Raw genomic sequence first — 25,188 nt, 5'->3', positions numbered from 1 at the left:
GATCGGGGACCAGGATCTCCGCGGCGGCGGTGCCGGCCCCAGGACGCCACCGGGCGGATCGCGGTGGTGCCAGCACCACCCCGGTTCCGGCGTCAGCCGCCCTCGCGCATCCCCCAGGGCGAGCCGTAGGCGGTGAGGAGGTCGAGGAACGGGACCGCGTCGAACGCCTCCGGCCCCGGCACCCCCCGCCCCGACCACACCCCCGTGGCCAGCAGCTCCAGCGCGACGACGGGGTTCACCGCCGTCTGCCACACCACCGCCTGGCACCCGTACTCGCGCATCGACCAGGCGTTGTCGACCACGTGGTACAGGTAGACCTCCCGCGGCTCGCCGTCGACGCCCACCCCGCTGACCCACAGGCCCGCGCAGGTCCGCCCGGTCATCGTGTGGCCGAGGCCGGCCGGGTCGGGCAGGCACGCGGCCACGACCTCGCGCGGCGAGACCGCCACGTCGCCCACCCGCACCGGCACCGTCGACGACAGGCCGAGCTCGTGCAGCGTGCGCAGCACGGCGATGACCTGCTCCCCCAGGCCGTACGTGAACGTGACGCGCTTCGCGTCGACCCAGCGCGGCATGAGGAGCACCTCCTCGTGCTCGACGTTCACGCACTCCAGCGGCCCGATGCCCTCGGGGAAGTCGAACACCTCGGGCTCGCTGAACGGCTCGGTGGTGAACCAGCCGCGCTCGCGCTCCCACACGACGGGCGGGTTGAGGCACTCCTCGATCAGCGTCCGGATCGAGAACGGCGGCGCGAACCCGCGGCCCTCCACGCGCAGGTCCGAGCCGTCGCGCACGCCGAGCTCGTCGATCACGGAGAACAGGTGGTCGGCGGCGAAGCGCGCGAAGACGTCGGACAGGCCGGGCTCGACGCCCATCCCCACGAGCGCGAGGACCCCCGCCTCGCGGAACGCGTCGTCGAGCGCGAACTGCTCGTCGCCCAGCTTCACCCCGGGCTGCGTGTACGGCGCCGTCGCGTGCGGAAGCGACATCGACATCGCCATGTCCAGGTAGGTGACCCCGGCGGCCAGGCACGCCCGGAACAGCGGCATGACGAGCCGGGGGTCGGTGGCGTTGAGCAGCGCGGTGACGCCGTGCTCGGCGATCAGCGCCGCGACGGCCGCCTCGTCGGAGGCGTCGACCCGCCGACGCCGCCGGCACCCACCAGGAGGATCCGCATACGACAACGTAGCCGTCCGACCCTTGTGGCTGAATGCCGTGGCCTGCGGATAATTGCGCATGACCAGCGAGGCGCGCGAACACGGGGCCGGCACGCCGACGGCCGGCGAGGCGCAGCTCGAACCGGGCGCGATCTCCTTCGTCGACGCCTTGGTGATCGGCCTGGCGTCGACCTCACCGGCGTACTCGCTGGCGGCGATCATCGGGCCGGTCGTCGCGCTCGTCGGGGTGTACGCCCCCGGCGTGCTGCTGGCGTCGTTCGTGCCGATGCTGCTCATCGCGTCGGCGTTCTACTACCTCAACAAGGTCGACCAGGACTGCGGCACGACGTTCTCCTGGGTCACCCGGGCGATGGGGCCCTCGCTCGGCTGGATCGGCGGCTGGTCGATCGCGATGACGGGCGTGCTGGTCACCGGCTCGCTCGCCGACACGGCCGTCCGCTTCTCGCTGCTCACGCTCAACCTCGACGACCTGGCGGGCGACAACGCCGTCGTCATCCCGATCGTCGTGGTCGTCGTGCTGGCGATGACGGCGCTGTGCGTGCTCGGCACCGAGATCTCCGCGCGGTTCCAGAACGTGCTGATCCTGGTGCAGGTGGTCTCGCTGCTGGTGTTCGCGGTGGTGGCGCTCGTGCGCGCGTCCACCGGCGACACCCCCTTCGACGCCGAGACGCCCTCGTTCGCGTGGCTCAACCCCTTCGCCGAGGGCGGTGCGGCGCTGACGGCGGGCCTGCTGCTCGGCGTGTTCGCCTACTGGGGCTGGGAGTCGGCGGTGAACCTCACCGAGGAGACCACCGACTCCGCGTCCACGCCGGGCCGCGCCGCGATCGCCTCCACCGTCGTGCTGCTGGCCACCTACCTCGCCGTCGCCTACGCCGTGGTGGCGTTCGCGGGCACCGGGTTCCTCGCCGAGAACCAGGACCAGGCCGAGCTGATCTTCGCGCTGCTGGGCGAGCAGGTCCTCGGCGGCTGGGACTGGGTGCTGCTGCTCTCGGTGGCCACCGCCGCGCTCGCCTCCACCCAGACCACGATCATCCCGGCCTCGCGCACGGGGCTGTCGATGGCGCGGCGGGCGGCGCTGCCCCGGCGGCTCGCGCACATCCACCCCCGGTTCCGCACGCCGGACGTGTCGACGTGGACGGTCGCGGCCATCGCCATCGGCTGGTACGTCCTCATCTACCTGATCAGCGAGAACGCCCTGTTCGACTCGCTCACCGCGCTGTCGCTGCTCATCGCGTTCTACTACTCGCTCACCGGCATCGCGTGCGCGGTCTACTACCGCAAGCAGCTGCTGCGCAGCGCGTCCGACCTGATCCTCATCGGCATCGGGCCGCTCGTGGGCTCGGCACTGCTGATCTACCTGCTCGTCCTGTCGGTCACCGACCTCAACGACCCGGAGGCGAGCTCGTCGGGCACGTCCTGGTTCGGCTTCGGCCCGCCCCTGGTGATCGGGGTCGCGATCTTCCTGGTCGGTATCGTCTTCATGATCGGCTGGCGCCTGCACGACGCACGGTTCTGGCAGGAACGGCCCGGCGTGGCGCCGGACCTCGAGAAGGGCTGAACACGTGGCGAGTGGGAAGAGCATCGTCCTGGGCTACGACCGGTCCCCCGGGGCGAGGCGGGCCCTCGACATCGCGATCGAGCTGGCCGGCAGCGTCGACGTGCCGCTGGTGCTGGTGCACGGCATCGCGCCGCCGAACGTGGTCGGCGAGGAGGCGAGCGAGGCCCGGGAGGCCCTCGACGACATGGACGAGCGGGTCGCCGCACCGGCCGTCGCGGCCGCGGAGGCCGCCGGGGTGCGGGTGCTGGTGGAGGTCGTCGACTCCCGCCCCGCGCCGGCCCTGATCGCCGCCGCCGAGGAGCACGACGCGCTCGTCATCGTGGTCGGCACCTGGAACGAGAGCCCGCTGCGCGGCGCGCTGCTGGGCTCGGTGTCGCACAAGCTGCTGCAGATCTCGGCGCGCCCGGTGCTCTGCGTCCCGGCCACACCCCCGGCCGCGTCGTGATCGGCCCCGCGGCGGTGCTGGTCCTGGTGATCGGCGTGCTGGTGGTGCTGGCCGTGGCCGTGGTCGCGCTGGTGCTCGACGCCCGGCGCCGCCGTGCCCGCCAGGTGCCGCCCGCCCCGCCCCGGCCCCCGGCGCCGCGCCGCCAGACCGAGCCGATCGACAGCGCCCGCGCGCAGGTCGACCCGCCGACGGTCATGACGCGGGCCGACCAGGTCCCGCCGCCCGAGCAGGACGGCGGGACCCGCGGGGGCCGCTAGGACCCGGGTCGTTCAGCCCTGCGCCTGCAGCGCCTTCTCCAGCTGCGCCGACAGGGCGGCGGCGAAGGCGGCGGGCTCGGGCAGCTCTCCGCCCTCGGCCAGCAGCGCCGTGCCGTGCAGCAGGCGGGCGATGCCGCGCAGCTCCTCGTCGTCGCCGCGCTGCTCGTGGGACCGGGCCAGCCCGGTGACCAGCGGGCTCTGCGGGTTGAGCTCCAGGATCCGCTTGACCTTCGGCGGCTCCTGCCCCATCGCGCGGTACATCTTCTCCAGCGTCGGGGTGAGGTCGCCCGGGTCGCCGACCAGGCAGGCCGCCGACGTCGTGAGCCGGTGCGAGAGCCGCACCTCCTTGACGTCCTCGGCCAGCGCCTCCCCGAGCCACGTCAGCAGCCCCGCGAAGCCCTGCTTCGTCTCCTCGTCGATCTCGTCGCCGCCGAGGTCGACGTCGCCCTTCGCGATCGAGGCGAGCGGCGTGCCGTCGAACTCCGGCACCGCCTCGACCCACACCTCGTCGACGGGGTCGGTCAGCAGGAGGACCTCGTAGCCCTTGGCGCGGAAGGCCTCCATGTGCGGGGAGCCCTCGAGCGCGGCCCGCGAGTCGCCGGTCATGTAGTAGACCGCGTCCTGGCCCTCGGGCATCCGGGCGACGTAGTCGCGCAGCGTCGTGGGCTTCTCGGTGTCGTGCGTGGTCGGGAAGGAGCAGATCTCGAGGATCGCCTGCCGGTTGTCGTGGTCGGAGATCAGCCCTTCCTTGACGGCGCGACCGAGCTCGGACCAGAAGGTCGCGTACTTCTCCGGCGCGGTGTCGAGCATCGTGCGCACCGTCGAGAGGACCTTCTTGACCAGGCGCTTGCGGATCAGCTGGATCTGGCGGTCCTGCTGCAGGATCTCGCGGGAGACGTTGAGCGAGAGGTCGGCCGCGTCGACGACGCCCTTGACGAACCGCAGGTACTCCGGGACGAGCGCCTCGCAGTCGTCCATGATGAAGACGCGCTTGACGTAGAGCTGCACGCCGCGGCGGGCGTCGCGCATGAAGAGGTCCATCGGCGCGTGCGAGGGCAGGAACAGCAGCGCCTGGTACTCGAACGTGCCCTCCGCGGAGAGCCGGATCGTCTCCAGCGGGTCCTGCCAGTCGTGGCTGACGTGCCGGTAGAACTCGGTGTACTCCTCCTCGCTCACGTCGCTCTGCGGGCGCGACCACAGCGCCTTGCGGGAGTTGACGACCTCGTCGCCCCCCTCACCGGCGGCCATGCGGATGGGCCAGGTGATGAAGTCGGAGTAGCGGGTGATCAGCCGGCGGACGACGGCGTCGTCGGCGTAGTCGTGCAGGCCGTCCTCGACGTCGACGGGCTTGAGGTGCAGCGTGATCGTGGTGCCCTGCTCGGCGTCCGGGGCCTCGGCGATCGTGTACGTGCCCTCCCCCGCCGACTCCCAGTGCACGCCCGCGGCCTCGCCGGCCCGCCGCGTCACCATCTCGACGCGGTCGGCCACCATGAAGCTGGAGTAGAAGCCGACGCCGAACTGGCCGATCAGCTCCGCCGACGCCTCCTCCGAGGAGCCGCCCGCCTCCTTCGCCTTCCGCAGCTGCGCGAGCACCTCGGCGCTGCCGGAGCGGGCGATCGTGCCGATCAGGCCCACGACGTCGTCGCGGCTCATGCCGATGCCGTTGTCGGCGACGGTGAGGGTGCGCGCCTGCGGGTCGGTCCGCACGGTGACGTGCAGGTCGGTGACGTCGACCTCGAGTTCTTTGTCCTGGTACGAGGCCAGGCGCAGCTTGTCGAGCGCGTCGGAGGCGTTCGAGACCAGCTCCCGGAGGAAGACGTCCTTGTTCGAATAGATCGAGTGGATCATCAGCTGCATCAGCTGACGGGCCTCCGCCTGGAACTCGATCGTCTCGGTCGTCATCGCTCCACGATATCCAGCGCGGCGCGGGCGGGATCAGGCTCCCTTCCCGTACCTCCCAGGTGTAACCCGGCCGCACTTCCCGGCGTCCTCCCTGTGACGGCAACGAACGGCCGACGAAGGCAGTAACCCCAGGCAGACACACCCGAGGAGCACACGATGTCGATCTCGACCAGCATCAAGAGGATCGCCCAGCTGACCGCCGGCACCGTCCTGGCCGCCGGCCTCATGGCCGGTCTCGCCACGCCGGCCTCGGCCGCCCCGCGGGACTGCAACTACATGGGCTACGGCAGCTACGTCGACGGCCTCGCGCTCGACCACCGCGACGACGAGGTCGTGCTCGCCGACGCCATCAACGCCTACCGCGCCCAGCACGGCCTGCGCCCGCTGACGTACTCGCGCACCCTGGCCCGCCCCGCGATGTGGGCGAGCCTCGACAGCTTCAACCGCGGCTTCTCCCCCGGCAACCACGTCGACACCCGCGGCATGGGCGTCGCCCAGCGCGTCGAGTTCTGCTCGGGCTACACGGGCTACCTCGGCGAGATCAACTACTGGGCGTGGGGCGCGGGCCACGGCGTGACCCCGCAGGGCGCGCTGGACTGGTGGAAGAACTCCCCCGGCCACAACGCCCGGCTGCTCGACCCCAACGCCACCACGTTCGCCGTCGGCCAGGCCTACAACGGCTACCCGACGATCGACCGGGCGCACTACACGGTCGTCTTCGGGAACCACTGACGCCGACCGGCCCTCCTCGCGGCACCGGGTCGTCACGAGACTGACCCGGTGCCCGACAAGAGCCGGCTCCTCAACCACATCGACGGCGAGTTCCGGCCCCCGCCGAAGGGGGCTGGACCGACGTCGTCAACCCGGCCACCGGCGAGGTCTACGCCACCGCGCCGCTCTCGACCGGGCCCGATGTCGACGCCGCGTTCGCCGTCGAGCAGGGGGCGTCGCGGCTGATCGAGGCGGAGGCCCGCAACACCGGCAAGCCGCTCGGGCCGACGGCGTCGGAGGAGATCCCGCCGATGGTCGACCAGATCCGGTTCGTCGCGGGGGCCGCCCGGATGCTGGAGGGCAGGGCGAGCGCGGAGTACATGCGCGGGTTCCAGTCGACGATCCGGCGCGAGCCCGTGGGCGTCGTCGGGTCGGTGGCGCCGTGGAACTACCCGATGATGATGGCGGTCTGGAAGTGCGCCCCCGCGCTGGCCGCGGGCAACACCATCGTCCTCGAGCCCAGCGACACCACCCCGGCCAGCGCCGTGCTGATGGCCGAGCTGTTCTCCGACATCCTGCCGCCCGGCATCACGGCCGCCACCCGCGTGATCGTCGACGAGTCGATCCGCGGCGAGCTGGTCGAGGCGCTCGCCGAGCAGGCCGCGGCCGTCCGCCTCTCCCGTGACGAGGTGCGCGGCAGCGAGGACCTCCACATCCCGCCGGTCAACAACCCCACCCAGCTCGCGCACGTGTCCGGGCTGGTGGAGCGGGCGCCGTCGCACGCGCGGGAGGTGTCGGGCGGGGAGAAGGCGGGCGGGAGCGGCTACTTCTACGCCCCGACCCTGGGCGGGAGCGAGTGGCCGACTGCGTCGGATCGGCCCGTAGGTGGTATTTGTATACCGACAACGGGACGAGGCGTGGAGGACATCGGTGCTGGAGCTCAAGACGCCCCGGGAGATCGACGCGATGCGGGTGACGGGCGCGTTCGTCGCGGAGCTGCTCGCCGACCTGGCCGGGCGGGCCGAGGTGGGGGTGAACCTGCTCGACCTGGAGCTGCGCGCGCGCACGATGATCGAGGAGCGCGGGGCGCAGTCCTGCTACTGGGACTACGCGCCGTCGTTCGGGCGGGGGCCGTTCCGCAACGTGGTGTGCCTGTCGGTCAACGACGCCGTGCTGCACGGGCTGCCGCACGACTACGTGCTGCGCGACGGGGACCTGCTGAGCATGGACATCGCGGTGTCCGTCGACGGCTGGGTGGCCGACTCGGCCCGCAGCGTCATCGTGGGGACGCCGCGGCCCGAGGACCAGCACCTGGTCGCGGCCACCGAACGGGCGCTGGCCGCCGCGATCGCCGCCGCGGTGCCGGGCAACCGCCTCGGCGACATCTCCGCGGCGATCGGCGCCGTGGCGAAGGCCGCCGGTTACCCGGTCAACACCGAGTTCGGCGGCCACGGGCTCGGCCGCACGATGCACGAGGACCCGCACGTCCCGAACAAGGGCAAGGCCGGGCGGGGACTGCGACTGCAGCCCGGCCTCACCCTCGCCCTGGAGCCCTGGTTCGCCGCCGGCACCGACGAGATCACCTACGACGCCGACGGCTGGACCATCCGCTCCGCCGACGGCTCCCGCACCGCACACTCGGAGCACACGATCGCGATCACCGACGGCGCCGCGCGCGTGCTGACGAACCCCGCCGACTAGCTCTCGAGCTTCACCTCGCCCATCTCCGACCACGGGTCACCCGGCAGCTCCTGGTAGACGATCCTCGGCACCGACGCCACGACCGAGGGCAGCCAGCCGAAGAACCACTGCGCGTGCTCGGAGGTGACGTGGGCCTCGCCGGCGGCCTGGTCGACGTAGTTGGCGAGGACCGCGTACTCGTCGGGCCGCTCGACGCTCGCGAAGCAGCTGAAGACGAGGTTGCCCGGCTCCTCGCGGACCTGGGCGGAGTAGCGGGTGATGCCGGCGAGGAAGTCCTCCCGCTTGTCCGGACGGACGTCGATCCTGATCACGATGAAGATCACGGTGTCTCCCCTGCGTCGGTGTGCGTCAGGAGTACCGCACCGGGGTGGGGTGGTGGTGTCTCATTGCGGAGCGTTCGGGGTCTCGCGCGTTCTCGTGGGCGGCGGCCACGGTGCTCGTGAGCCGGTTGGGGTGCGGGCCGAGCGTGGGACCGGCGCGTAGCGGGGGTGATCGCCGGGAGTGTGACCGTGCGGTCGTGGCGGGGACCGTGGCGGCGCACTCCTGGTGATCACGGCTCGGTGATCGTCGGTGCGGACCGGGCGGTCCGGGGCAGCCCCGTGCCTGCGCCGGCCGCCCCACCGTGCAGCACCCCGGGCCACCGCACCGCCGTTCCGCAGGCCGCACCCCTGCCGCGACGGCGGTGCGGCCACCGCGACGGCGGTGCGGTCGGTCCCGGACACCGGACCGCCGACCCGGCGGGGCGGGCGTCAGCCCCCCGCCCTCCGCGCCGCCAGCTCCGCCCGCGACCGGACCCCGAGCTTCGCGTAGACCCGGGTGAGGTGGAACTGGACCGTCTTCACCGACAGCACCATCTCCGCCGCCACCTCCTTGTTGCTCATCCCCGTCGCGACCAGGGCGGAGACTGTGCGCTCCTGCTCGGTCAGGCCGTCGGGGGTGCCGGCCGACGGGCGGGCGGTCTTGAGCTCGCGGTCGCAGCGGTCGACGTGGACCTGCGCGCCCAGCGCCGCGAACTCCTGGCGGGCGGTGGTCAGGAGCTCGGCGGCGTCGCGGCGGCGGCCGGCGCGGCGCAGGGTCAGGCCGTGGGCGAAGTCGGTGCGGGCGCGGTCGTAGGGCAGGGGCAGGGGGGCGAGGAGGTCGCGGGCGCGGGCGAACGCGGCCTCGGCGCCCGCCACGTCGCCGCGGGCCCCGAGCAGCCGGCCGCGGACGACACCGAGGCGGGCGCCGGTCGAGCGGTGGCGACGGCGGGCGGCGGCCGCCTCCAGCGGGGCGAGGAAGGCGTCGGCCTCGGCGAGGCGGTCGGTGCGGACCAGCGCGTTCGCGTAGACGTCGTGCCAGGGCCAGAAGCCGGGCTCGTCGATGCCGCCGCGCGGGCTGCGGACGGCGAGCGGGGTGAGGTGGCGGACCACCGCGCCGTAGTCGGCCGCCGCCTCCGCGACGTGGGCGCGCGCGAGCAGGGCGGGCACGGCCATCACGGTGTAGTCGAGCGCGGCAGCGCCGCCCAGGCGCAGGTGCCGCTCGGCCGCGTCCGGCTCGCCGCGCAGTGCTCGCACCTGCGCCCCGGTGCCGTGCACGAGCGGGCGCAGCAGCTCCAGCCCGGTGGCGACGACGAGCAGCTCCGCCCGGTCGACGGCCTCCAGCGCACCGGACCAGTCGCCCAGCGCGAACCGGGTGCGCGCGAGCCAGGCCAGCGCCCACAGCGAGATCCGGTTCGAGCCGGTGCGCCCGGCCGCGGACGCCGTGGCCGACACCGGCGGCACCGCGTACTCCAGCTCGCGCCGCGCGGCGTCGGGGTCGTCCTGGGCGAGGTGCAGCCAGCCCAGACCCATCCGCGCGCGCTGGTGCTGCGGGCCGCTCGGGCTCTCCGCGATCGCCGCCCGGTACGCCGTGAACGCCTCGGCGACCTCGCCGCGCGCCGCGTGCCCCAGCCCCACGATCGCCCGCGACTCGACGGCCGCGGGCGCGTCCGGCTGCGCGTGCTCGACGGCCCGGCCCGCCCACCGCACGAGCCCGTCGCCGTCCCACTCCGCGAGCGCGTGCAGCACCCGCCGCTGGCACACGACAGCCGCGGCAGCGCGGTCGGTCCCCCGCCGCTCCCACGCCGCGTCGAGGTAGGACTCGGCCTCGGCCCGGCGCCCACGCTGCACGGCGACGTAGGCCAGCACGGCGTCGCGGTGCGGGCCCGACGGCAGCGCCTCGACCTCCGCCAGCGCGTCCACCGCCTGCCCCAGCAGCCCGGCACCGGCGAGCGCGTCGACGGCGCGGAGTAGGCGGTCCTCGCGGTCGGCGCGGCTCGGGCTGATCCGCGCGGCGTCGATGAGCGCCCCGGCGACGACGGCCCACGCCCCCTCGGCCGCCTTGCGCTCGGCCAGCGCGACGAGCTCGTCGGCCAGCGTCGGGTCGGGCAGCGGCGCCGCCTCGACGCGGTGGCGCAGCCGGTCGGTCTCGTCGGTGACCACCTCGGCCGCGCGCAGGTGCAGGTCGTGGCGCCGCGCGGGGGCGAGAGTCGCGTGCACCGCCCCGCGGACGAAGCGCCCGGGGAACGCGAGCGCGTCGAGCCCGTGCCCGGCCTGCAGGGCGAGCAGCCCGGCGGCGCAGGCCTCGTCGAGCGCGGCGATCGGTTCGTCGACCTCCCCGAGCACGACGGCGTCGGCGAGCACCGGTTCGGCCCCGAGCACCGCCGCTGCCTGGACCAGCGCCCGCGCGGGCGGGGAGCACGCGAGCAGGGCGGCCTCCACGCGGCGCTGCACCGTGGTGGGCGCGGGGAGCCGGGTCTGCCAGTCCGACCACCGCACCGGCGGGGCGTCGCGCAGGACCTCCAGCAGGTGGCGCGGGATGCCACCGACGTGGTCGGACAGGCGGCGGGCGACGGGCAGCGGGAGGTCGACGCCGGTGGCCCGGGCGGCGAGCAGGCGGGTCTGCTCGGGGGTCAGCGGCGGCACCGGCAGCCGGACGGCGGGCAGCCGGTCGAGCAGGTCGACGGCCTCGGCCCCCGCGGCGCCCGAGCGCACGAGCAGCAGCAGGAGCGGAGCGTCGTCGAGCCGGGCGGCCGCCGACGCCAGCGCCTGCAGCGACATCGGGTCGGCGTCCAGCGCGTCGTCGACGACCACGACGTGCGGCGCCGCACCCCACGCGCGCACGAGCGCGGTGCCGAGCGCGACCGGGTCGGTGCCGGCGTCGGGCGCGTCGAGCAGCCGCCGCGCCAGCTCGCCCGGGCGGTCGCGCTCCCAGGACAGCCCCGCCACCCACGTGACGCCCGGGCGCCCGCGCCGGAACCGGTGCAGCAGCGCCGACTTCCCCACCCCCGCCGGCCCCTCGACCACGGCGACGACCGGCGAGCCCGCCCGCGCCCGGTCGGCCAGCGCGGCGAGCCGGTCGAGCTGCGCGGACCGGCCGACCAGGTGGACGTCCTCGTCGGCCGGCTGCACGCCGCTCACCGTAGGCCGGTCAGCCGGGATCGCCACCGGCGACGGGCAGCACCGTGCCCGTCACGTACGACGCCTCGTCCGAGGCCAGGAACAGGATCGCGGCGGCCTGCTCGTCGAGCGTGCCGTAGCGCCCCAGCAGCGACGACCCGAGCGTCTGGTCGATGTGCGCCTGGAACCACTCGCGCTCCTGCTCCGTGCGGGCCTCCGGCGTGCCCCGGGAGATCCGCCGCGGCGGCGCCTCCGTGCCGCCGGGGGCCGTCGCGACCACGCGGATCCCCGCGTCGGCGTACTCCAGCGCCAGCGACGCCGTGATCGCGTTGATACCGCCCTTCGCGGCCGAGTACGGGATCCGGTGGATGCCGCGGGTGGCCGCCGACGAGACGTTGACGATCACCCCGCTTCCCTGGCCGACCATCCCGGGCAGGACGGCCCGGCAGCACCAGAGCGTGGGCATCAGCGAGCGGGTGATCTCCGCGGAGATCTCCTCGGCGGTGAACTCGACGAACGGCTTGAAGTGGATCGCGCCGCCCACATTGTTGACCAGCACGTCGACGCGCCCCTGCCAGCCCGCGGCCTCGCGCAGCGCCGCCTCGGCGCCGTCCCAGCTCTCCAGGTCGGCCTCGACGGCGAGCGTCTTCGCGCCGTCGGCGGACAGGCCGCCGGCGACCTCGTGCACGAGCGGGGAGCGGTCGACCAGCACCAGCTGCGCACCCTCTGCGGCCGCGCGCTCCGCGACCCGGCGGCCGATGCCCTGCGCCGCCCCGGTGACGGCCACGACGCGGCCGTCGAAGCGGCCCGGCGTGACGAACCGCGGGCGCCGGGCGGCGGTGTTGTCGGCCATCGCGCGGCGGGTGGTCTCCTTCGACCGGTCGGCGTGCTCGCCGACGAGCCGGCGCGCCTCCTCGCGGTCGCCCGCCTCCATCGCGTCGACGATGTCGAGGTGGTCCCGGGTGCAGCTCGGGTGGCACCAGGTCGCGGTGCGCAGCGACTGCTCCATGTGCCCCTTCACCCCGAGCGCCCGGTAGGCCTGCGACAGGTGCTCGTTGCCGGTGAGGGTGAACAGGTAGTCGTGGAACGCCGCGTTGGTCTCGGTGTAGCCGGCGGCGTCGACGAACCGGTCGCCGTCGACGTAGGGCACGGTGGCCTCGGCGAGGAGGCGGTAGCCGTGCACCTGCTGCGAGGTCAGGCGCCCGACGACGAGCTCCAGCGCGCCCAGCTCCAGCGCGCGGCGGGCGTCGAAGATCGCGTCGGACTCGTGGACCGACGGGTGCTCCTCGCCGATCTGGTAACCGCCGGTGCCGACGGCGCTGGCCGGCCGATCGGGTACCGGCGCCACGAGGGGCGCGGTGTCCGCCGCCGGGAAGAGGTCCTGGCCGGCGACGGTCCGGCCGCCGGCGACGAGCAGGTCCCCCCCGGGATCGAGCGCGACGGAACCGTCGCCGGAGACCGCGCCGAACAGCGACTGGCCGCAGATGCCGCGGGCGTCGTCGGCGGTCCGGGAGACGGTGACGCCCAGCGCCGCGAGCTCCGCGGCGGGCAGCACGGTCTGCCCGGCCAGGTCCCGGCCCTCGCCGGTGAGGACGAGCAGGTCCTCCTCCGCCGGCTCGGTCAGCGTGCGGGCTTCGGCGGGGACCTCGACCTCCTGGTCCTCGCCCTCCACCTCGGGCTCCTCGACGGCGTCGGATACGTCGGCGTCGCGGGACGCCGCCAGCGCGAACTTCTCGTAGTAGAAGCCGCCCGGGGTGATGCCCTCGTCGGAGAAGTGCCCGCGCACCGCGTCGACCATCGGCGGGGGCCCGCAGAGGTAGACGGCGGTGGCGCCGTCGTGCAGGTGCCCCGGCTCGATCAGCGAGGTCACGTAGCCCTGGTGCTGCGCCGTCGTGGCCTTGTCGGCGACGCAGTGGTCCCAGGTCATGTTCTGGATCGAGCCGGCGAGCAACTCGATCGTCTCCCGCTCGACGACGTCGGCGTCGGTCGTGGCGCCGTAGAGCAGGTGCACCGGGCGGGTGCTGCCGCCGGCGTCGAGGGTGCGCAGGATCGACAGGATCGGGGCGAGCCCGGTGCCGCCGGCGAGCAGGAGCAGCGGGTCGTCGGACTCGCGCAGGAAGAAGCTTCCGTGCGGGCCGGTGAGGGCGATCTCGTCGCCGACGGCGGCGCGCTCGGTGAGCCACGTCGACATGACACCGCCCGGCGTGATCTTGACGAGGAACGTCAGCGCCTCGTCGGCGGGCCCGTTGCTGAACGAGTAGGACCGCGACTCGTCGGTGCCCGGCACGGCGATGTTGACGTACTGCCCGGGCAGGAACGCGAGCTCCGCCCGGTCGGTGATCTCGACCGTCAGCGCGACGGTGCTCGGCGAGAGCCGGTCGAGCGCGGTGACCGTGCCGCGGTGCGTCGCCGCGGCGGTCTTCGCGACGGCCGAGGTGCTCGCGATCTGCAGCACCAGCTCCGAGCGCGGCTTCATCTGGCAGGTGAGGACGTAGCCGGCGCTCTCCTCGTCGGGGGAGAGCGCGTCCTGCAGGTAGGAGCCGCCGTCGAACTCACCGGACTCGCACAGCGCCTTGCACGTGCCGCAGACCCCGTCGCGGCAGTCCATCGGGATGTTGATGCGCGCCCGGTACGACGCGTCGGCGACCGTCTGGTCCTCGCCGCAGGTGATGAAGCGCGTGACCCCGTCCTCGAAGGCGAGGGCGACCTGGTGCGACATGGCAGCCCCCTCAGAAGTGGTAGACGTCGACGACGTGGTGGATGTAGTCGTTCTTGAGCACCACGGTCTTGCGGCGGATCAGCGGGGCCTCCCCGGAGAAGTCGATCGTGCAGAACGAGGTGCCGTAGTAGGGGTCCACGGTCTTGTAGCGGAAGTACATGGTGTGCCAGTTGAACCGGACATCGACCAGGTCGCCGCGGCGCTCGATCACCTCGACGTTGCTGATGTTGTGGCTGGTCCGCGGCTCGGGAAGCGACGTGGCGCTGGAGCGCTCGGTCCGGATGCGGAAGACGCGGTCCTCCAGCCCGCCCTTGTTGTCGTAGAAGATCAGCGAGATGTCGCGCTGCGGGTCCTCGACGAGGCGGTCGTCGTCGGTCCAGCAGGGCATCCAGTAGACGACGTCGTCGGCGTAGCACTCGAGCCACTTCTCGAACTCGCGGTCGTCGAGGTAGCGGGCCTCGCGGTAGAGGAACTGCTCGATGGCGTTCTGGGTGATGAGCGTGCCGGTGCGGGACTCCGTGGTGGTCATGCCTGGTCCTCCTCGCCGATCGCGGCGAGCAGGGTCTGCCGCCAGTAGCCGTGCTGGACGGGGTAGAGCCCCTCGTCCTCGTTGCGCACGCCCGCGGAGACGACGCCGTGCATGTCGAGGGACTGCGCGACCTCGTCGGGACCGGTCAGCCAGTGCTCGGCGCCGCGGCTCATGTCGTTCCACGGGGCCGCGGTCGCCCGGAACGTGATCTGGCAGGAGCGGAACTCCTCCAGGTCGTCGGGGGTGGCCATGCCCGAGGCGTTGAAGAAGTCCTCGTACTGGCGGATGCGGTGCGCGCGGGCCGCGTCGCTCTCGCCCTTGGGGGCGATGCAGTAGATCGTGACCTCGGTCCGATCGGGCGCGATCGGCCGGAAGTGCCGGATCTGCGTGGAGAACTGGTCCATCAGGTAGACGTTCGGGTAGAGGCACAGGTTGCGGCTGCCCTTGACCATGAACTCGCCCTTGGCGTCGCCGAACTGCTCCTTGAGCTCGTCCATGCGGTCCCACAGCGGGCGGTCCTGCGGGTTCGCGGCCCAGGTCCACAGGCACAGGTGGCCGTTCGGGTAGGACCAGTAGCCGCCGCCGGACTTGCCCCAGCCGCCGGCGTCGAGCGCCTTGGTGGAGTTCGTGGACTCCCCGGTTCCGCGGCGGGAGGTGGTGGCGGCGTAGTTCCAGTGCGTCGCGCTGACGTGGTAGCCGTCGGCGCCGTTCTCGGCCTGCACCTTCCAGTTGCCGTCGAAGGTGTAGGTCGACGAGCCGCGCAGCACCTCCAGCCCGTCGGGCGACTGGTCGACGAGCATGTCGATCACCTTCGTCGCGTCGCCGAGGTGCTCCTCGAGCGAGCTGACGTCGGCGTTGAGGCTGCCGAACAGGAACCCGCGGTAGGAGTCGAAGCGCGCGACCTTCGTGAGGTCGTGCGAGCCGTCCTTGTCGAAGGTGTCCGGATAGCCCGCACCCTCGGGGTCCTTGACCTTGAGCAGCCGGCCGTCGTTGCGGAACGTCCACCCGTGGAAGGGGCAGGTCAGCGTGGGCCGGTTGTCGGTCTTGCGGCGGCACAGCATCGCGCCGCGGTGCGCGCAGGCGTTGATGAGGCAGTGCAGCTCGCCGTCCCTGCCGCGGGTGATCACGACGGGCTGGCGGCCGATGTGGGTGGTGAAGTAGTCGCCCGGGTTCGCGACCTGGCTCTCGTGGGCGAGGTAGATCCAGTTGCCCTCGAAGATGTGCCGCATCTCCAGCTCGAAGGTCTCCTCGTCGGTGAAGATGCGGCGGTTGGCGCGGTAGGTGCCCGCGTCGCGGTCGTCGACGACGGCGTCGGCGAGGACCTCGCGGACGTGGGACACATCGGTGGTGGTCACAGGCGGGCTCCAGCGGGTCGGCGGTGGGGCGGGTTCGGTTCCCCCGACTCTGACGCCCCGCCGCAGGGACCGCGTCAGGTGAAACCCGAGCAGCGACCCAGGTCTTTTCCAGATGCTGTACGTCTCAGTCGGGCTTGACTGCGTCTTTGCGCATCCGTGTCGGCGGACCTACCTTCGGAACGGCCCACAGCCGACGGAGGAGGACGCATGGAGATCCGCCAGCTCCGCTACTTCGTCGAGGTGGCGCGCACCCGGCACTTCGGGCAGGCCGCCGAGCGCCTGCACATGGCGCAGTCGCCGCTCTCGCAGGCGATCCGCCAGCTCGAGTCGCAGGTGGGCGCCACACTGTTCGACCGCACCACCCGCCGCGTCGACCTGACACCGGCGGGCGAGGCGTTCCTGCACGACGCCGTGCGCATCCTGGAGTCCGTCGACGCCGCGCAGGACCGCGTCCGCGTGATCGGCGAGGGCAGCACCGGGCTGCTGCGCGTCGGCTGCACCGGGCTCGCCGCCCACCGCCACCTGCCCCAGCTCGCCCGGATCGCCGCGCGGGAGGCCCCCGGGCTGGTCCTGCGCTACGTGCCCGACCTGCTCACCCCGGCCCAGGAGCTCGCGCTGGCCGAGGACCGGATCGACCTCGCCGTGCTGAGGCCGCCGATGCGCCGCTCGGGCCTGCGCTCCCGCACGATCGACCGCGAGCGCCTGGTGCTCGCGGTCCCGCAGAGCCACCACCTCGTCGGCGACGAGCCGGTGGCGCTCGCGGAGCTGCGCGACGAGGACTTCGTCGTCTACTCCGCGCGCGGGTCCGTCGTCGACGCCGCCGTCACGCAGGCCTGCCTGGCCGCCGGGTTCCTCCCGACGCGCGCCCACGAGGTCGCCGAGACCTCGATCATGCTCACCCTCGTGGCCGCCGGCCTCGGCGTCGCGCTGCTGCCGGAGTCGGTGCACGCACTGCGCGTCGAGGGCGTCCGCTACGTCCCGGTCGCCGACGACGTGCACATCGACCTGGCCCTGGCCTGGCGCACCGACGACCACTCCCCCGCACTCGCCCACCTGCTCGGCGCGCTGGAGGCCAACGGCTTCGTGCCGCCCGCGCCCGTCCCCGCACCCGGAGGCACCCGATGAAGATCGCTCGCATCGAGGCGATCCCGTTCGCCATCCCCTACCGCAAGCCCCTGCGCTTCGCCAGCGGCGAGGTGCACACCGCCGACCACGTGCTGGTCCGCGTCCACAGCGACGACGGCCTGGTCGGCGTCGCGGAGGCCCCGCCGCGGCCCTACACCTACGGCGAGACGCAGGAGTCGATCATCGCGGTGATCGGGAAGATCCTCGCGCCGGAGCTCGTCGGGCTCTCCCTGCTCGAGCGCGAGACCGTGCACGCCCGGATGGACCGCACCGTCGGCAACCCGGCCGCGAAGGCCGCGATCGACATGGCCCTGTGGGACGTGCTCGGCCGCACCCTCGACGTCGGAGTCTCGGCGCTGCTCGGCGGGTTCACCGACCGGATGCGCGTGTCGCACATGGTCGGCTTCGCCCCCGACGACGTGATGGTCGCCGAGGCGCAGCGCGTCCGCGACACCTACGGCATCACCACGTTCAAGGTGAAGGTCGGACGCCGGCCGGTGTCGCTCGACGTCGGCGCGTGCCGGGCCCTGCGCGCCGCGCTCGGCCCCGACGTGGAGCTCTACGTCGATGGCAACCGCGGCTGGACCCCCTCGGAGGCGGCCCGCTCGCTGGACGCCATGGCCGACCTCGACCTCACCCTCGCCGAGGAGCTCTGTCCTGCCGACGACGTGCTCGGCCGCCGCTGGCTCGTCGGGCGCACCGGGGTGCCGACCGTGGCCGACGAGAGCGCCACCACGCCCGCCGAGGTGACCCGCGAGCTGCTCGGCGGCTCGGCCACCATGATCAGCATCAAGACGGCGCGAACCGGCTTCACCACCTCGCAGCAGATCCTGCACCAGTGCGCGGGCATGGGCGCCGAGGTCGTCCTGGGCAACCAGATCGACGGCCAGCTCGGCACCGCCTGCGCCGTCGCCTTCGGCGCCGCGCACCGGCTCACCGCGCGGCGCGCGGGCGAGCTCTCCAACTTCCTCGACATGCGCGACGACCTGCTCACCGTGCCGCTGCAGATCAGCGGCGGCGAGCTGGCCGTCCGGACCGGTCCCGGCCTCGGTATCGAGATCGATCCGGACAAGCTCGCGCACTACCGCACCGACGTCTGAACCCTGCACCGCTGACGCTCAGGAGACCACCATGACCACCACGGAAGCGCGGGCCACCGCCGCCGACTCCGGCCGCAACGCCACCGCCGCCTTCACGCAGAAGGAGCGTGCAGCCGGCCCCGTCGACCACGCCCGCGTGGGCGCGATCTCCACCGACGCCCTCGCCGCACTGCACGAGGTCGTGCGCAGGCACCAGGTCACCTACGCCGAGTACGACGCCCTCAAGGCGTGGCTGATCCGCGTGGGCGAGGACGGCGAGTGGCCGCTGTTCCTGGACGTGTTCGTCGAGCACGTCGTCGAGGAGGTCGCGAACGCCGACCGCCAAGGCGCCATCGGCACCATCGAGGGCCCGTACTACAAGCCGGGCGCCCCGGCGTCGGTCAGCGAGGCCATCCTGCCGATGCGCGAGGACGAGGCCGGCACGCCGTTCCTGTTCCGGGGCACGGTCACCGACCTCGACGGCGCCCCGCTCGACGGCGCGCTGGTCGAGCTGTGGCACGCCGACGACGACGGCTTCTACTCCCAGTTCACCCCCGGCATCCCGGAGTGGAACCTGCGCGGACAGATCCGCACCGCGGCCGACGGCCGCTTCGCCTTCCGCACCATCCAGCCCGCGCCGTACCAGATCCCGACCGACGGCTCGACCGGCGCGTTCGTCGAGGCCGCCGGCTGGCACCCGTGGCGCCCCGCGCACCTGCACCTCAAGGTGTCGGCACCGGGCCGGCAGCTCGTGACCACCCAGCTCTACTTCGACGGCGGCGAGTACGTGGCCGACGACGTCGCGCAGGCCGTGAAGCCCGAGCTCGTGCTCCGTCCGACCCCCGCCGCGTCCGGCACCGGCAACGAGGTGACCTACGACTTCGCGCTGGACCCCGTGGCATGAGCCAGCACTTCGCCGTCCGCATGGACGTCGCGCTCCCGCCGGACATGGACCCGGCGGAGCGCGCCGCCCTGCTCGCCCGCGAGAAGGCCTACTCGCAGCAGTGGCAGCGCTCCGGCCACTGGCCCCACATCTGGCGCTGCGTGGGCGAGTACGCCAACCTCTCCGTCTTCGCGGTGGAGAGCAACGCCCAGCTCCACGAGATCCTCTGGGGCCTCCCGCTCTTCCCGTACATGACGATGACGATCACGCCGCTGGCGGCACACCCGTCGGACATCGCCCTGGACGCTCCCGCCCCGTGAGGGCCCCCCTCCCACACCCTTCCCCGCCATAGGTCTGCCCTGCGGCGGCACCCAGGAGACGACATGAACGCTCCACCCGACGTGCTCCGCCGCAGCTCCGTGACCTGGATCGTCGCGCTCGCGACGACCGGGCTGGTCTTCGACGGCTACGACCTCGTGGTCTACGGGACGCTGGTCCCGCTGTTCCTGCGCAGCCCCGGCGAGATCGGCGAGGTGACCCCGGCGCTGGCCGGGGCGCTCGGCAGCTACGCCCTGATCGGCGTGCTGGTCGGGGCGCTGCTCGCCGGCAGCGTCGGCGACCTGATCGGCCGCCGCACGGTCATGCTCACCGCCTACGCCTGGTTCTCGGTCGGCATGGCGCTCACCGCGCTCGCGACGACCACCACCGCCTTCGGCCTGCTGCGCTTCGCCACCGGCATCGGGGTGGGGGCGCTCGTGGCCACCACCGGGGCACTCGTCGCCGAGTTCGCGCCGCCGGGCCGCAGGAACCTGCTCAACGCGATCGCCTACTCCGGGGTGCCGCTGGGCAGCCTGCTCGCCGCGCTGCTCGCGATCCTGCTGCTGGGCCCCATCGGCTGGCGCGGGATGTTCCTCATCGGCGCGCTGCCGCTGGTCACGCTGTTGCCGCTGGCCTACCTGAAGATGCCGGAGTCGCCCGCGTGGCTGGCGTCGCGGGGCCGGATGGAGGAGGCCAGGGCGGTCGGCGCCCGCACCGGCGTCAGCGTCGAGGAGCCGGCCGCGCCCGGCACGGCGCCGCAGCCCTCCGGCCGGGCCGGGTTCGCCGGGCTGTTCCGGGCCCCCTACCTGCTGCCGACGATCGCGCTCGGCCTGCTCAGTGCGCTCGGCCTGCTGCTGGTCTACGCCCTCAACACGTGGCTCCCCGAGCTGATGGGCCGCGCCGGGTTCTCCACCAACGGCTCGCTGGCGTTCCTGCTCGTCCTCAACGGCGGCGCGGTACTGGGCGCCCTGGGGGCGTCGCGGATCGCCGACCGCTTCGGACCCAAGCGGGTCGTCGCGGCGTCGTTCCTGCTCGGGGGCGTCGCCATGGCCCTGCTGACGGCCGGGTTCCCGCTCGGCGTGCTGCTCGCGTTCGTCGCCGTCGTCGGGCTGGGCACCAGCGGCACCCAGATCCTCATCTACGGCTTCGTCGCCACCTACTACCGGACGAACGTGCGCAGCGCGGGCGTCGCCTGGTGCGCCGGGTTCGGGCGCCTGGGCGGCATCGGCGGCCCGGTGGTGGGCGGCCTGCTCATCGCGGCCGGGCTGGAGCTGAACACGATCTTCTACGTGCTCGTGGCGGTGTCGGTGCTGGGTGCGGCACTAGCGCTGGTGGTGCCGGCGCGCGCCCGGAGCGCCCCGGCCCCGGCCGTCGTCGCGGACGAGCCGGTGGTGGCGCGGGCGCGCTGACTCCCCGCCCCCGGGTTCAGGAAAGCCACGTTCCCGCCACCAGATGGCGGGAACGTGGCTTTCCTGAACCTCCGTCAGACCCGCTCCAGCACCGCCGCCAGCCCCTGGCCCCCGCCGATGCACATGGTCTCCAGCCCGTACCGCGCCCCGCGCCGCACCATCTCCCGCGACAGGGTCGTGAGGATGCGGGCCCCGGTGGCGCCCACGGGGTGGCCCAGCGAGATGCCCGAGCCGTGGACGTTCACACGCTCCAGGTCGCCGTCGGTCAGCTCCCACTCCCGCGTCACGGCCAGGACCTGCGCCGCGAAGGCCTCGTTCAGCTCGATCAGGTCGACGTCGGCCAGCGCCAGCCCGGCGCGCTGCAGCGCCAGCGCCGTGGCGGGCACCGGGCCGATGCCCATCGTCGCGGGCGGCACCCCGGCCACGGCCCACGAGACGAGCCGCACGAGCGGGCGCAGGCCCAGCTCGGCCGCCCGCTCCGGCGTGGTGACGACGGCGATCGCGGCCCCGTCGTTCTGGCCCGATGCGTTGCCCGCCGTGACCGTCGCGTCCGGGTCGCCCGCGCGCAGCACGGGCTTGAGCTTGGCCAGGACCTCGACGGTCGAGTCGGGCCGGATGTGCTCGTCCCGCTCGACGACGGTGTCGCCGCGCCGCCCCGGCACCGTGACCGGCACGATCTCCTCGGCGAACACGCCCGCCTCCTGCGCGGCCGCGGCCCGCCGGTGCGAGCGCACGGCCCACGCGTCCTGCTCGGCGCGCCCGATGCCGTACTCGCGGCGCAGGTTCTCCGCGGTCTCCAGCATCCCGCCGGGCACCGGGAAGTGCTCCCCGCCGGCGGTGACGCGGCCGCGGGCCAGCGCGTCGTGCAGCAGGACCCCCGGCCCCGCTCCGGCGCCCCAGCGCATGTCGGACGAGTAGTGCGGGGCGCGCGACATCGACTCGACGCCGCCCGCCAGCACCACGTCGCTCACGCCGGTCTGCACCTGCATCGCGGCGGTGAGCACGGCCTGCAGACCCGAGCCGCAGCGGCGGTCGACCTGCTGCCCGGTGACGGTGACGGGCAGCCCCGCGTCGAGCGCGACGACCCGCCCGACCGCCGGGGCGTCCATCGTCGGGTAGCTCTGCCCGAGGACGAGCTCGTCGACGGCGGCGGGGTCGAGCCCGGTGCGCTCCAGCAGCGCCCGGACGACAGTGGCCCCGAGGACGTGCGCGGGCACGGTGCGCAGGGCGCCCCCGAACCCGCCGACGGGCGTCCGCAGCGGCTCGCAGATCACGACCTCACGCATCGACGGCCTCCGGGATCCCGACGCGGAACGGGGCCGCGGTCTGCGCCCGCACCTCGTCGAGGGTGACGCCCTCGGCCAGGTCGACGAGCACGAGCCCGCCGTCCACCACGCGGAACGTCGCCAGCTCGGTGACGACGACATCGACCGCGCGCTGCGCCGTCAGCGGGTACGAGCACTCCTCGACGATCTTCGGGCTGCCGTCCTTGGCCGTGTGCGTGGTGGCCACGACGACCGTCCCCGCGCCGACCAGCAGATCCATCGCCCCACCGACGCCGAGCACCGGCTTGCCGGGCACCGACCAGTTGGCGATGCGGCCACGGGCGTCGATCTGCAGGGCGCCGAGCACGGCGACCTCCACGTGCCCGCCGCGGATCATCCCGAACGAGTCCGAGCTCGCGAAGAACGAGGCGCCGGGCCGGGCGGTGACGGGCTTCTTGCCCGCGTGGACGAGATCGGGGTCGGCCTCGCCGGGCAGCGGGGTGGGGCCGACGCCGAGCAGGCCGTTCTCGGTCTGCAGATGAGCCGCGTGTTCGGGCAGGTGGTCGGCGACCAGCGTCGGGATGCCGATGCCGAGGTTCACCACCGCGCCGGGCGGGATGTGCGGCACGACGCGGGTGGCGATGATCTCCTGAGCGTTCATCGCGCACCCCCGGACAGCACCAGGGCGTCGACGAACAGGTGCGGGGTCACGATCTCCTCCGGGTCGAGCGCGCCGACCGGCACGACCTCGTCGACCTCGGCGATCACGAGGTCGGCGGCCGTGGCCATGTCGGGGTTGAAGTTGCGGGCGGTCCTGGCGTAGACGAGGTTGCCCAGCGCGTCGGCGGCGCGGGCGCGGACCAGCGCGACGTCGGCGCGCAGGCTCTCCTGGTAGAGGTGCGGCTCGCCGCGGATCACGCGCTCCTCGCGGCCCTCGCCGAGGTCGGTGCCCCAGCCGGTGCGCGTGTAGAAGCCGCCGATGCCCGCTCCCCCGGCCCGGATCGCCTCGGCGAGCGTGCCCTGCGGCACGAGGTCGATCTCCAGGCGGCCCTCCTGGTAGGCGGCGACGACGTCGGGGTTGCTCGTGAAGTAGGAGCCGACGGCCTTGCGGACCCGGCCCTCCAGGAGCAGCTTCCCCAGCCCGCGCCCGGGCTCGCCCAGGTTGTTGCTGACGATCGTGAGGTCGCGGGTGGCGGTGGCGGTGAGCAGGGCGTCGATCAGCGTCAGGGGCGCGCCGACCAGGCCGAACCCGCCGACCATGACGGTGGCGCCGTCCGGGATGCGCGCCACCGCGGCGGCGGGGTCGAGGACCGGCGTGCCGCGCCCGGTCAGGGAGGAGGGGGTCATGCCCCCAGCTGACCACCCGCCGACGCAGACGTCCAACATCTGATTCATCGCCTAGTAGACGTCCGACGTCTAGGATGCGCGGATGCGCTACCGCCGGCTCGGCTACTTCGTCGCGGTCGCGGAGGAGCTCAGCTTCACCCGCGCCGCGCAGCGCCTGCACATGGCGCAGCCCCCGCTCTCCCAGCAGATCGCCGCGCTGGAGAAGGACCTCGGCGCCGTGCTGTTCGACCGCTCGCGCCGCGCAGTCCGGCTCACAGCCGCCGGCGCGGCCCTGCTCCCCGAGGCCCGCCGCCTGCTCACCGACTACGAGGAGACCGCGCGGAGGGTGCGCCGCGTCGCCGAGGGCGCCGTCGGGCGGCTGGCCGTCGGGTTCGTCCCGTCGGCGATCCACGGTGCCCTCGCCCCGCTGCTGCGCGCCTACGGCACCGCGCACCCCGGCGTCGAGCTCGTGCTCACCGAGCGTCCGCCCGACGCGCTGCTGCGCGCGGTCCACGACGGGCGCCTCGACGTCGCCGTGCTCTACCTCCCGCTGCGCGAGCCGGACCTCGCCCAGCGCCGGATCTCCTCGGAGGACCTCGTGCTCGCCCTGCCCGTCGGCCATCCCGCGGCGGAGTCGGCGACCGTGTCGCTGGCCGACGTAGCGGGCGAGCCGTTCGTGCTCCCCGAGCAGCACGACGTGCCCGGCCTGCACGCCGCCGTCACCGCGCTGTTCGCCGACGCCGGGGTGGCGCCGCGCGTCGCGCAGCGCGGGGTGTGGCTGGTGCAGACCGTGCTCGGGCTGGTCGCGGCCGGGGTCGGGCTCGCCGTCGTGCCGTCGTCGGTGGCGGCGCCGGGGCACCGCGGGGTCGTCGTCCGGCCGGTCCGGGAGGCGGCGCACCCCGTCGAGGTGGCCGCGGTCTGGCGCCCGGGCGACCCCTCCGCCGCCCTCGCGCGCCTGCTCGACCTGCTCCCCGGCGCGGTCACGCCCGGACCCACCGCCTGACGAGGTCGACCACCTCCGGCGTCCGGGCGTCGATCTCGGCGCCCTCGAGCGTGAGCACCGCCCGGTCCGGGCCGGGCCGGCGCAGCCGGCCGGTGGGATCGTCGAACACGAACGACGCCGCGTCGGCACGGACCTTCGCCCCGCGGTGCAGCACCAGGTCGAGCTGATGCGGGCGCAGCCGGAACGTCACGCGGTCGACGCCGCCGTGGCAGAAGCTCGGCGACCTCCACTTCACGTGCTCGGTGATCCCGGGGTCGGCCCCGAGGACCGCGGTCCGCAGCCGGGCGACGGCGTCGCGCAGCGGGTGGTCGAGCGCGGCGAGGTGGTCGTCGACGTCGCTCACCGCGACGCGCCGACGGGCGTCCACGCCGGGTCGCGCCCGCTCAGCGCGAGGAGGCGGTCGAGCTCCGGGGCGTCTTCCGGCACCGGCACCGGCGGGCCGAACAGCCCCGGGACCCCCTCCGGCACGCTCACCGCCGACACGAACCCCAGGCACGCCCGCACGCTCTCCGGGTCGGCCTCGTAGGGGCGCCCGAGGGCGCGGGCGAGGTCCCAGCCGTGCAGCACGAGCTCGTCCAGCGCGACGACGGCGACGTCGCCGGCCGGCATCGCGACGCCGCCGACCGAGGTGCTCCCCTCCAGCGCCCCCGGCGCGCGCCAGGCCCGGACCAGCGCGTCGAGCTCCACGGGCAGCGCGGTGCGCCACCGCGGGTCGAGCGGCGGCGGCTCCGGCGGCGGCGGGCCCGGGTCGGCGCCCTTCTCCGCGCCGGTGCGGAACGCTCCGCACAGCATCTGCAGGTGGCTCAGCAGCGCGCCGACGGACGTGCCCGCGCACGGTGTCGGGGCCTCGAGCTGCTCGTCGCGGACGCCGTCGAGCAGCCCGGCGACGCGGTCGGCGGCGGGGGCCAGGTCGGGGACCGAGGTGGTGGACATGGGGGTAGGACGACGGGGGACCCCCGTACTCATCGGCCGGGGGACGGGGGTTCACCCCCGTGTGGCGGCGCGGGCG

Annotated in this window: 23 protein-coding genes and 1 pseudogene; 12 read left to right on the top strand and 12 right to left on the bottom strand. The window is 73.9% G+C overall.

The window, feature by feature from the left end; translation table 11 throughout:
* Positions 1–92: 92 nt before the first annotated feature.
* The gene (locus tag I4I82_RS24170) at positions 93–1,184 is read right to left on the bottom strand and encodes a saccharopine dehydrogenase family protein (protein WP_218596037.1); all 1,092 of its coding nucleotides are present in this window, start codon (positions 1,182–1,184) and stop codon (positions 93–95) included.
* A 52-nt stretch (positions 1,185–1,236) separates the two neighbouring features.
* Between I4I82_RS24170 and I4I82_RS24165 the strand changes: the two genes are divergently transcribed.
* The 3 genes from I4I82_RS24165 to I4I82_RS24155 are packed head-to-tail and all read left to right on the top strand — an operon-like array spanning position 1,237 to position 3,438.
* Positions 1,237–2,736, top strand: coding sequence for an APC family permease (locus I4I82_RS24165; RefSeq protein ID WP_218593836.1), 1,500 nt, complete (start codon positions 1,237–1,239; stop codon positions 2,734–2,736).
* Positions 2,737–2,740: 4 nt separating this feature from the next.
* Positions 2,741–3,181, top strand: coding sequence for a universal stress protein (locus I4I82_RS24160; protein WP_218593837.1), 441 nt, complete (start codon positions 2,741–2,743; stop codon positions 3,179–3,181).
* Positions 3,178–3,438 (top strand): hypothetical protein, encoded by a 261-nt coding sequence (locus I4I82_RS24155; protein WP_218596036.1) that lies wholly within the window; start codon positions 3,178–3,180, stop codon positions 3,436–3,438. Before I4I82_RS24160 ends, I4I82_RS24155 begins: the two co-directional genes overlap by 4 nt.
* Before the next feature lie 12 nt (positions 3,439–3,450).
* Here I4I82_RS24155 and htpG read toward each other — a convergent pair whose 3' ends face one another.
* Positions 3,451–5,340 (bottom strand): molecular chaperone HtpG, encoded by a 1,890-nt coding sequence (htpG, locus tag I4I82_RS24150; protein ID WP_218593839.1) that lies wholly within the window; start codon positions 5,338–5,340, stop codon positions 3,451–3,453.
* A 156-nt stretch (positions 5,341–5,496) separates the two neighbouring features.
* Between htpG and I4I82_RS24145 the strand changes: the two genes are divergently transcribed.
* The 3 genes and pseudogenes from I4I82_RS24145 to map all read left to right on the top strand — a co-directional run bounded on the left by I4I82_RS24145 (position 5,497) and on the right by map (position 7,752).
* The gene (locus tag I4I82_RS24145; RefSeq protein WP_218593840.1) at positions 5,497–6,072 is read left to right on the top strand and encodes a CAP domain-containing protein; all 576 of its coding nucleotides are present in this window, start codon (positions 5,497–5,499) and stop codon (positions 6,070–6,072) included.
* A 221-nt stretch (positions 6,073–6,293) separates the two neighbouring features.
* A pseudogene (locus I4I82_RS35085) lies at positions 6,294–6,836 on the top strand (aldehyde dehydrogenase family protein); the annotation flags it as partial.
* 145 nt (positions 6,837–6,981) lie between these two features.
* Positions 6,982–7,752, top strand: a complete 771-nt coding sequence (map, locus tag I4I82_RS24135; protein WP_218592395.1) for a type I methionyl aminopeptidase — start codon at positions 6,982–6,984, stop codon at positions 7,750–7,752.
* On the opposite strand, the gene I4I82_RS24130 is transcribed toward map, so the two are convergent.
* The 5 genes from I4I82_RS24130 to benA all read right to left on the bottom strand — a co-directional run bounded on the left by I4I82_RS24130 (position 7,749) and on the right by benA (position 15,771).
* Positions 7,749–8,075 (bottom strand): putative quinol monooxygenase, encoded by a 327-nt coding sequence (locus tag I4I82_RS24130; protein WP_218592396.1) that lies wholly within the window; start codon positions 8,073–8,075, stop codon positions 7,749–7,751. The two genes, map and I4I82_RS24130, sit on opposite strands and share 4 nt — an antisense overlap.
* A 426-nt stretch (positions 8,076–8,501) precedes the next feature.
* Positions 8,502–11,180 carry a helix-turn-helix transcriptional regulator gene (locus tag I4I82_RS24125; protein WP_226370227.1) on the bottom strand — a complete coding sequence of 893 codons (2,679 nt, stop codon included), beginning with the start codon at positions 11,178–11,180 and terminating at the stop codon, positions 8,502–8,504.
* A gap of 19 nt (positions 11,181–11,199) precedes the next feature.
* Entirely contained in the window at positions 11,200–13,887 is a 2,688-nt protein-coding gene (gene benC / locus I4I82_RS24115) for a benzoate 1,2-dioxygenase electron transfer component BenC (RefSeq protein WP_218592397.1), read from the bottom strand.
* Between the two features lie 10 nt (positions 13,888–13,897).
* Positions 13,898–14,416 carry a benzoate 1,2-dioxygenase small subunit gene (gene benB, locus I4I82_RS24110; protein WP_218592398.1) on the bottom strand — a complete coding sequence of 173 codons (519 nt, stop codon included), beginning with the start codon at positions 14,414–14,416 and terminating at the stop codon, positions 13,898–13,900.
* Positions 14,413–15,771 (bottom strand): benzoate 1,2-dioxygenase large subunit, encoded by a 1,359-nt coding sequence (gene benA / locus I4I82_RS24105; RefSeq protein WP_218592399.1) that lies wholly within the window; start codon positions 15,769–15,771, stop codon positions 14,413–14,415. Before benA ends, benB begins: the two co-directional genes overlap by 4 nt.
* 207 nt (positions 15,772–15,978) lie before the next feature.
* On the opposite strand from benA, the gene I4I82_RS24100 reads away from it, so the two are divergent.
* The 5 genes from I4I82_RS24100 to I4I82_RS24080 all read left to right on the top strand — a co-directional run bounded on the left by I4I82_RS24100 (position 15,979) and on the right by I4I82_RS24080 (position 20,585).
* Entirely contained in the window at positions 15,979–16,896 is a 918-nt protein-coding gene (locus I4I82_RS24100; protein WP_218592400.1) for a LysR substrate-binding domain-containing protein, read from the top strand.
* Positions 16,893–17,996, top strand: coding sequence for a mandelate racemase/muconate lactonizing enzyme family protein (locus I4I82_RS24095; protein WP_218592401.1), 1,104 nt, complete (start codon positions 16,893–16,895; stop codon positions 17,994–17,996). The genes I4I82_RS24100 and I4I82_RS24095 overlap by 4 nt, the downstream gene beginning before the upstream one ends.
* Positions 17,997–18,027: 31 nt before the next feature.
* Positions 18,028–18,879, top strand: a complete 852-nt coding sequence (gene catA / locus I4I82_RS24090; protein ID WP_218592402.1) for a catechol 1,2-dioxygenase — start codon at positions 18,028–18,030, stop codon at positions 18,877–18,879.
* On the top strand, positions 18,876–19,178 hold the full coding sequence (gene catC / locus I4I82_RS24085; protein WP_218596033.1) for a muconolactone Delta-isomerase: 303 nt from the start codon (positions 18,876–18,878) through the stop codon (positions 19,176–19,178). Before catA ends, catC begins: the two co-directional genes overlap by 4 nt.
* Before the next feature lie 63 nt (positions 19,179–19,241).
* Positions 19,242–20,585, top strand: coding sequence for an MFS transporter (locus I4I82_RS24080; RefSeq protein WP_218596032.1), 1,344 nt, complete (start codon positions 19,242–19,244; stop codon positions 20,583–20,585).
* Positions 20,586–20,659: 74 nt separating this feature from the next.
* Here the strand turns inward: I4I82_RS24080 and I4I82_RS24075 are convergent, their stop codons facing one another.
* The 3 genes from I4I82_RS24075 to I4I82_RS24065 are packed head-to-tail and all read right to left on the bottom strand — an operon-like array spanning position 20,660 to position 23,197.
* Complete coding sequence (locus I4I82_RS24075) at positions 20,660–21,871, bottom strand: acetyl-CoA C-acetyltransferase (RefSeq protein WP_218593967.1); 1,212 nt, start codon at positions 21,869–21,871, stop codon at positions 20,660–20,662.
* Positions 21,864–22,511, bottom strand: a complete 648-nt coding sequence (locus I4I82_RS24070; RefSeq protein WP_218593966.1) for a 3-oxoacid CoA-transferase subunit B — start codon at positions 22,509–22,511, stop codon at positions 21,864–21,866. Before I4I82_RS24070 ends, I4I82_RS24075 begins: the two co-directional genes overlap by 8 nt.
* Positions 22,508–23,197, bottom strand: coding sequence for a CoA transferase subunit A (locus tag I4I82_RS24065; RefSeq protein WP_218593965.1), 690 nt, complete (start codon positions 23,195–23,197; stop codon positions 22,508–22,510). The genes I4I82_RS24070 and I4I82_RS24065 overlap by 4 nt, the downstream gene beginning before the upstream one ends.
* An 82-nt stretch (positions 23,198–23,279) precedes the next feature.
* Here I4I82_RS24065 and I4I82_RS24060 point away from each other — a divergent pair, with 82 nt between their 5' ends.
* Positions 23,280–24,179: a LysR family transcriptional regulator gene (locus I4I82_RS24060; RefSeq protein WP_218593964.1), complete on the top strand. Its 900-nt coding sequence runs from the start codon at positions 23,280–23,282 to the stop codon at positions 24,177–24,179.
* On the opposite strand, the gene I4I82_RS24055 is transcribed toward I4I82_RS24060, so the two are convergent.
* Both I4I82_RS24055 and I4I82_RS24050 read right to left on the bottom strand, forming a co-directional pair.
* Positions 24,157–24,546, bottom strand: coding sequence for a DUF1801 domain-containing protein (locus I4I82_RS24055; RefSeq protein ID WP_218596031.1), 390 nt, complete (start codon positions 24,544–24,546; stop codon positions 24,157–24,159). The genes I4I82_RS24060 and I4I82_RS24055 overlap by 23 nt on opposite strands.
* Entirely contained in the window at positions 24,519–25,112 is a 594-nt protein-coding gene (locus I4I82_RS24050; RefSeq protein ID WP_218596030.1) for a TIGR03086 family metal-binding protein, read from the bottom strand. The genes I4I82_RS24055 and I4I82_RS24050 overlap by 28 nt, the downstream gene beginning before the upstream one ends.
* Between the last annotated feature and the right edge of the window lie 76 nt (positions 25,113–25,188).

It is taken from the genome of Pseudonocardia oceani (assembly GCF_019263585.2).
Classification (GTDB): domain Bacteria; phylum Actinomycetota; class Actinomycetes; order Mycobacteriales; family Pseudonocardiaceae; genus Pseudonocardia; species Pseudonocardia oceani.
The sequence above is the reverse complement of the archived record's forward strand: the minus strand, read 5'-3'. Positions and strand labels throughout refer to the sequence as shown.

What these genes read in the sequence shown, in the direction of transcription:
- I4I82_RS24165 (WP_218593836.1), top strand. Translation starts at nt 1,237, where the DNA reads ATGACCAGCGAGGCGCGCGAACACGGGGCCGGCACGCCGACGGCCGGC.
- htpG (WP_218593839.1), bottom strand. Translation starts at nt 5,340, where the DNA reads ATGACGACCGAGACGATCGAGTTCCAGGCGGAGGCCCGTCAGCTGATG.
- I4I82_RS24145 (WP_218593840.1), top strand. Translation starts at nt 5,497, where the DNA reads ATGTCGATCTCGACCAGCATCAAGAGGATCGCCCAGCTGACCGCCGGC.
- benC (WP_218592397.1), bottom strand. Translation starts at nt 13,887, where the DNA reads ATGTCGCACCAGGTCGCCCTCGCCTTCGAGGACGGGGTCACGCGCTTC.
- benB (WP_218592398.1), bottom strand. Translation starts at nt 14,416, where the DNA reads ATGACCACCACGGAGTCCCGCACCGGCACGCTCATCACCCAGAACGCC.
- I4I82_RS24100 (WP_218592400.1), top strand. Translation starts at nt 15,979, where the DNA reads ATGGAGATCCGCCAGCTCCGCTACTTCGTCGAGGTGGCGCGCACCCGG.
- I4I82_RS24095 (WP_218592401.1), top strand. Translation starts at nt 16,893, where the DNA reads ATGAAGATCGCTCGCATCGAGGCGATCCCGTTCGCCATCCCCTACCGC.
- catA (WP_218592402.1), top strand. Translation starts at nt 18,028, where the DNA reads ATGACCACCACGGAAGCGCGGGCCACCGCCGCCGACTCCGGCCGCAAC.
- catC (WP_218596033.1), top strand. Translation starts at nt 18,876, where the DNA reads ATGAGCCAGCACTTCGCCGTCCGCATGGACGTCGCGCTCCCGCCGGAC.
- I4I82_RS24080 (WP_218596032.1), top strand. Translation starts at nt 19,242, where the DNA reads ATGAACGCTCCACCCGACGTGCTCCGCCGCAGCTCCGTGACCTGGATC.
- I4I82_RS24075 (WP_218593967.1), bottom strand. Translation starts at nt 21,871, where the DNA reads ATGCGTGAGGTCGTGATCTGCGAGCCGCTGCGGACGCCCGTCGGCGGG.
- I4I82_RS24070 (WP_218593966.1), bottom strand. Translation starts at nt 22,511, where the DNA reads ATGAACGCTCAGGAGATCATCGCCACCCGCGTCGTGCCGCACATCCCG.
- I4I82_RS24065 (WP_218593965.1), bottom strand. Translation starts at nt 23,197, where the DNA reads ATGACCCCCTCCTCCCTGACCGGGCGCGGCACGCCGGTCCTCGACCCC.
- I4I82_RS24060 (WP_218593964.1), top strand. Translation starts at nt 23,280, where the DNA reads ATGCGCTACCGCCGGCTCGGCTACTTCGTCGCGGTCGCGGAGGAGCTC.
- I4I82_RS24050 (WP_218596030.1), bottom strand. Translation starts at nt 25,112, where the DNA reads ATGTCCACCACCTCGGTCCCCGACCTGGCCCCCGCCGCCGACCGCGTC.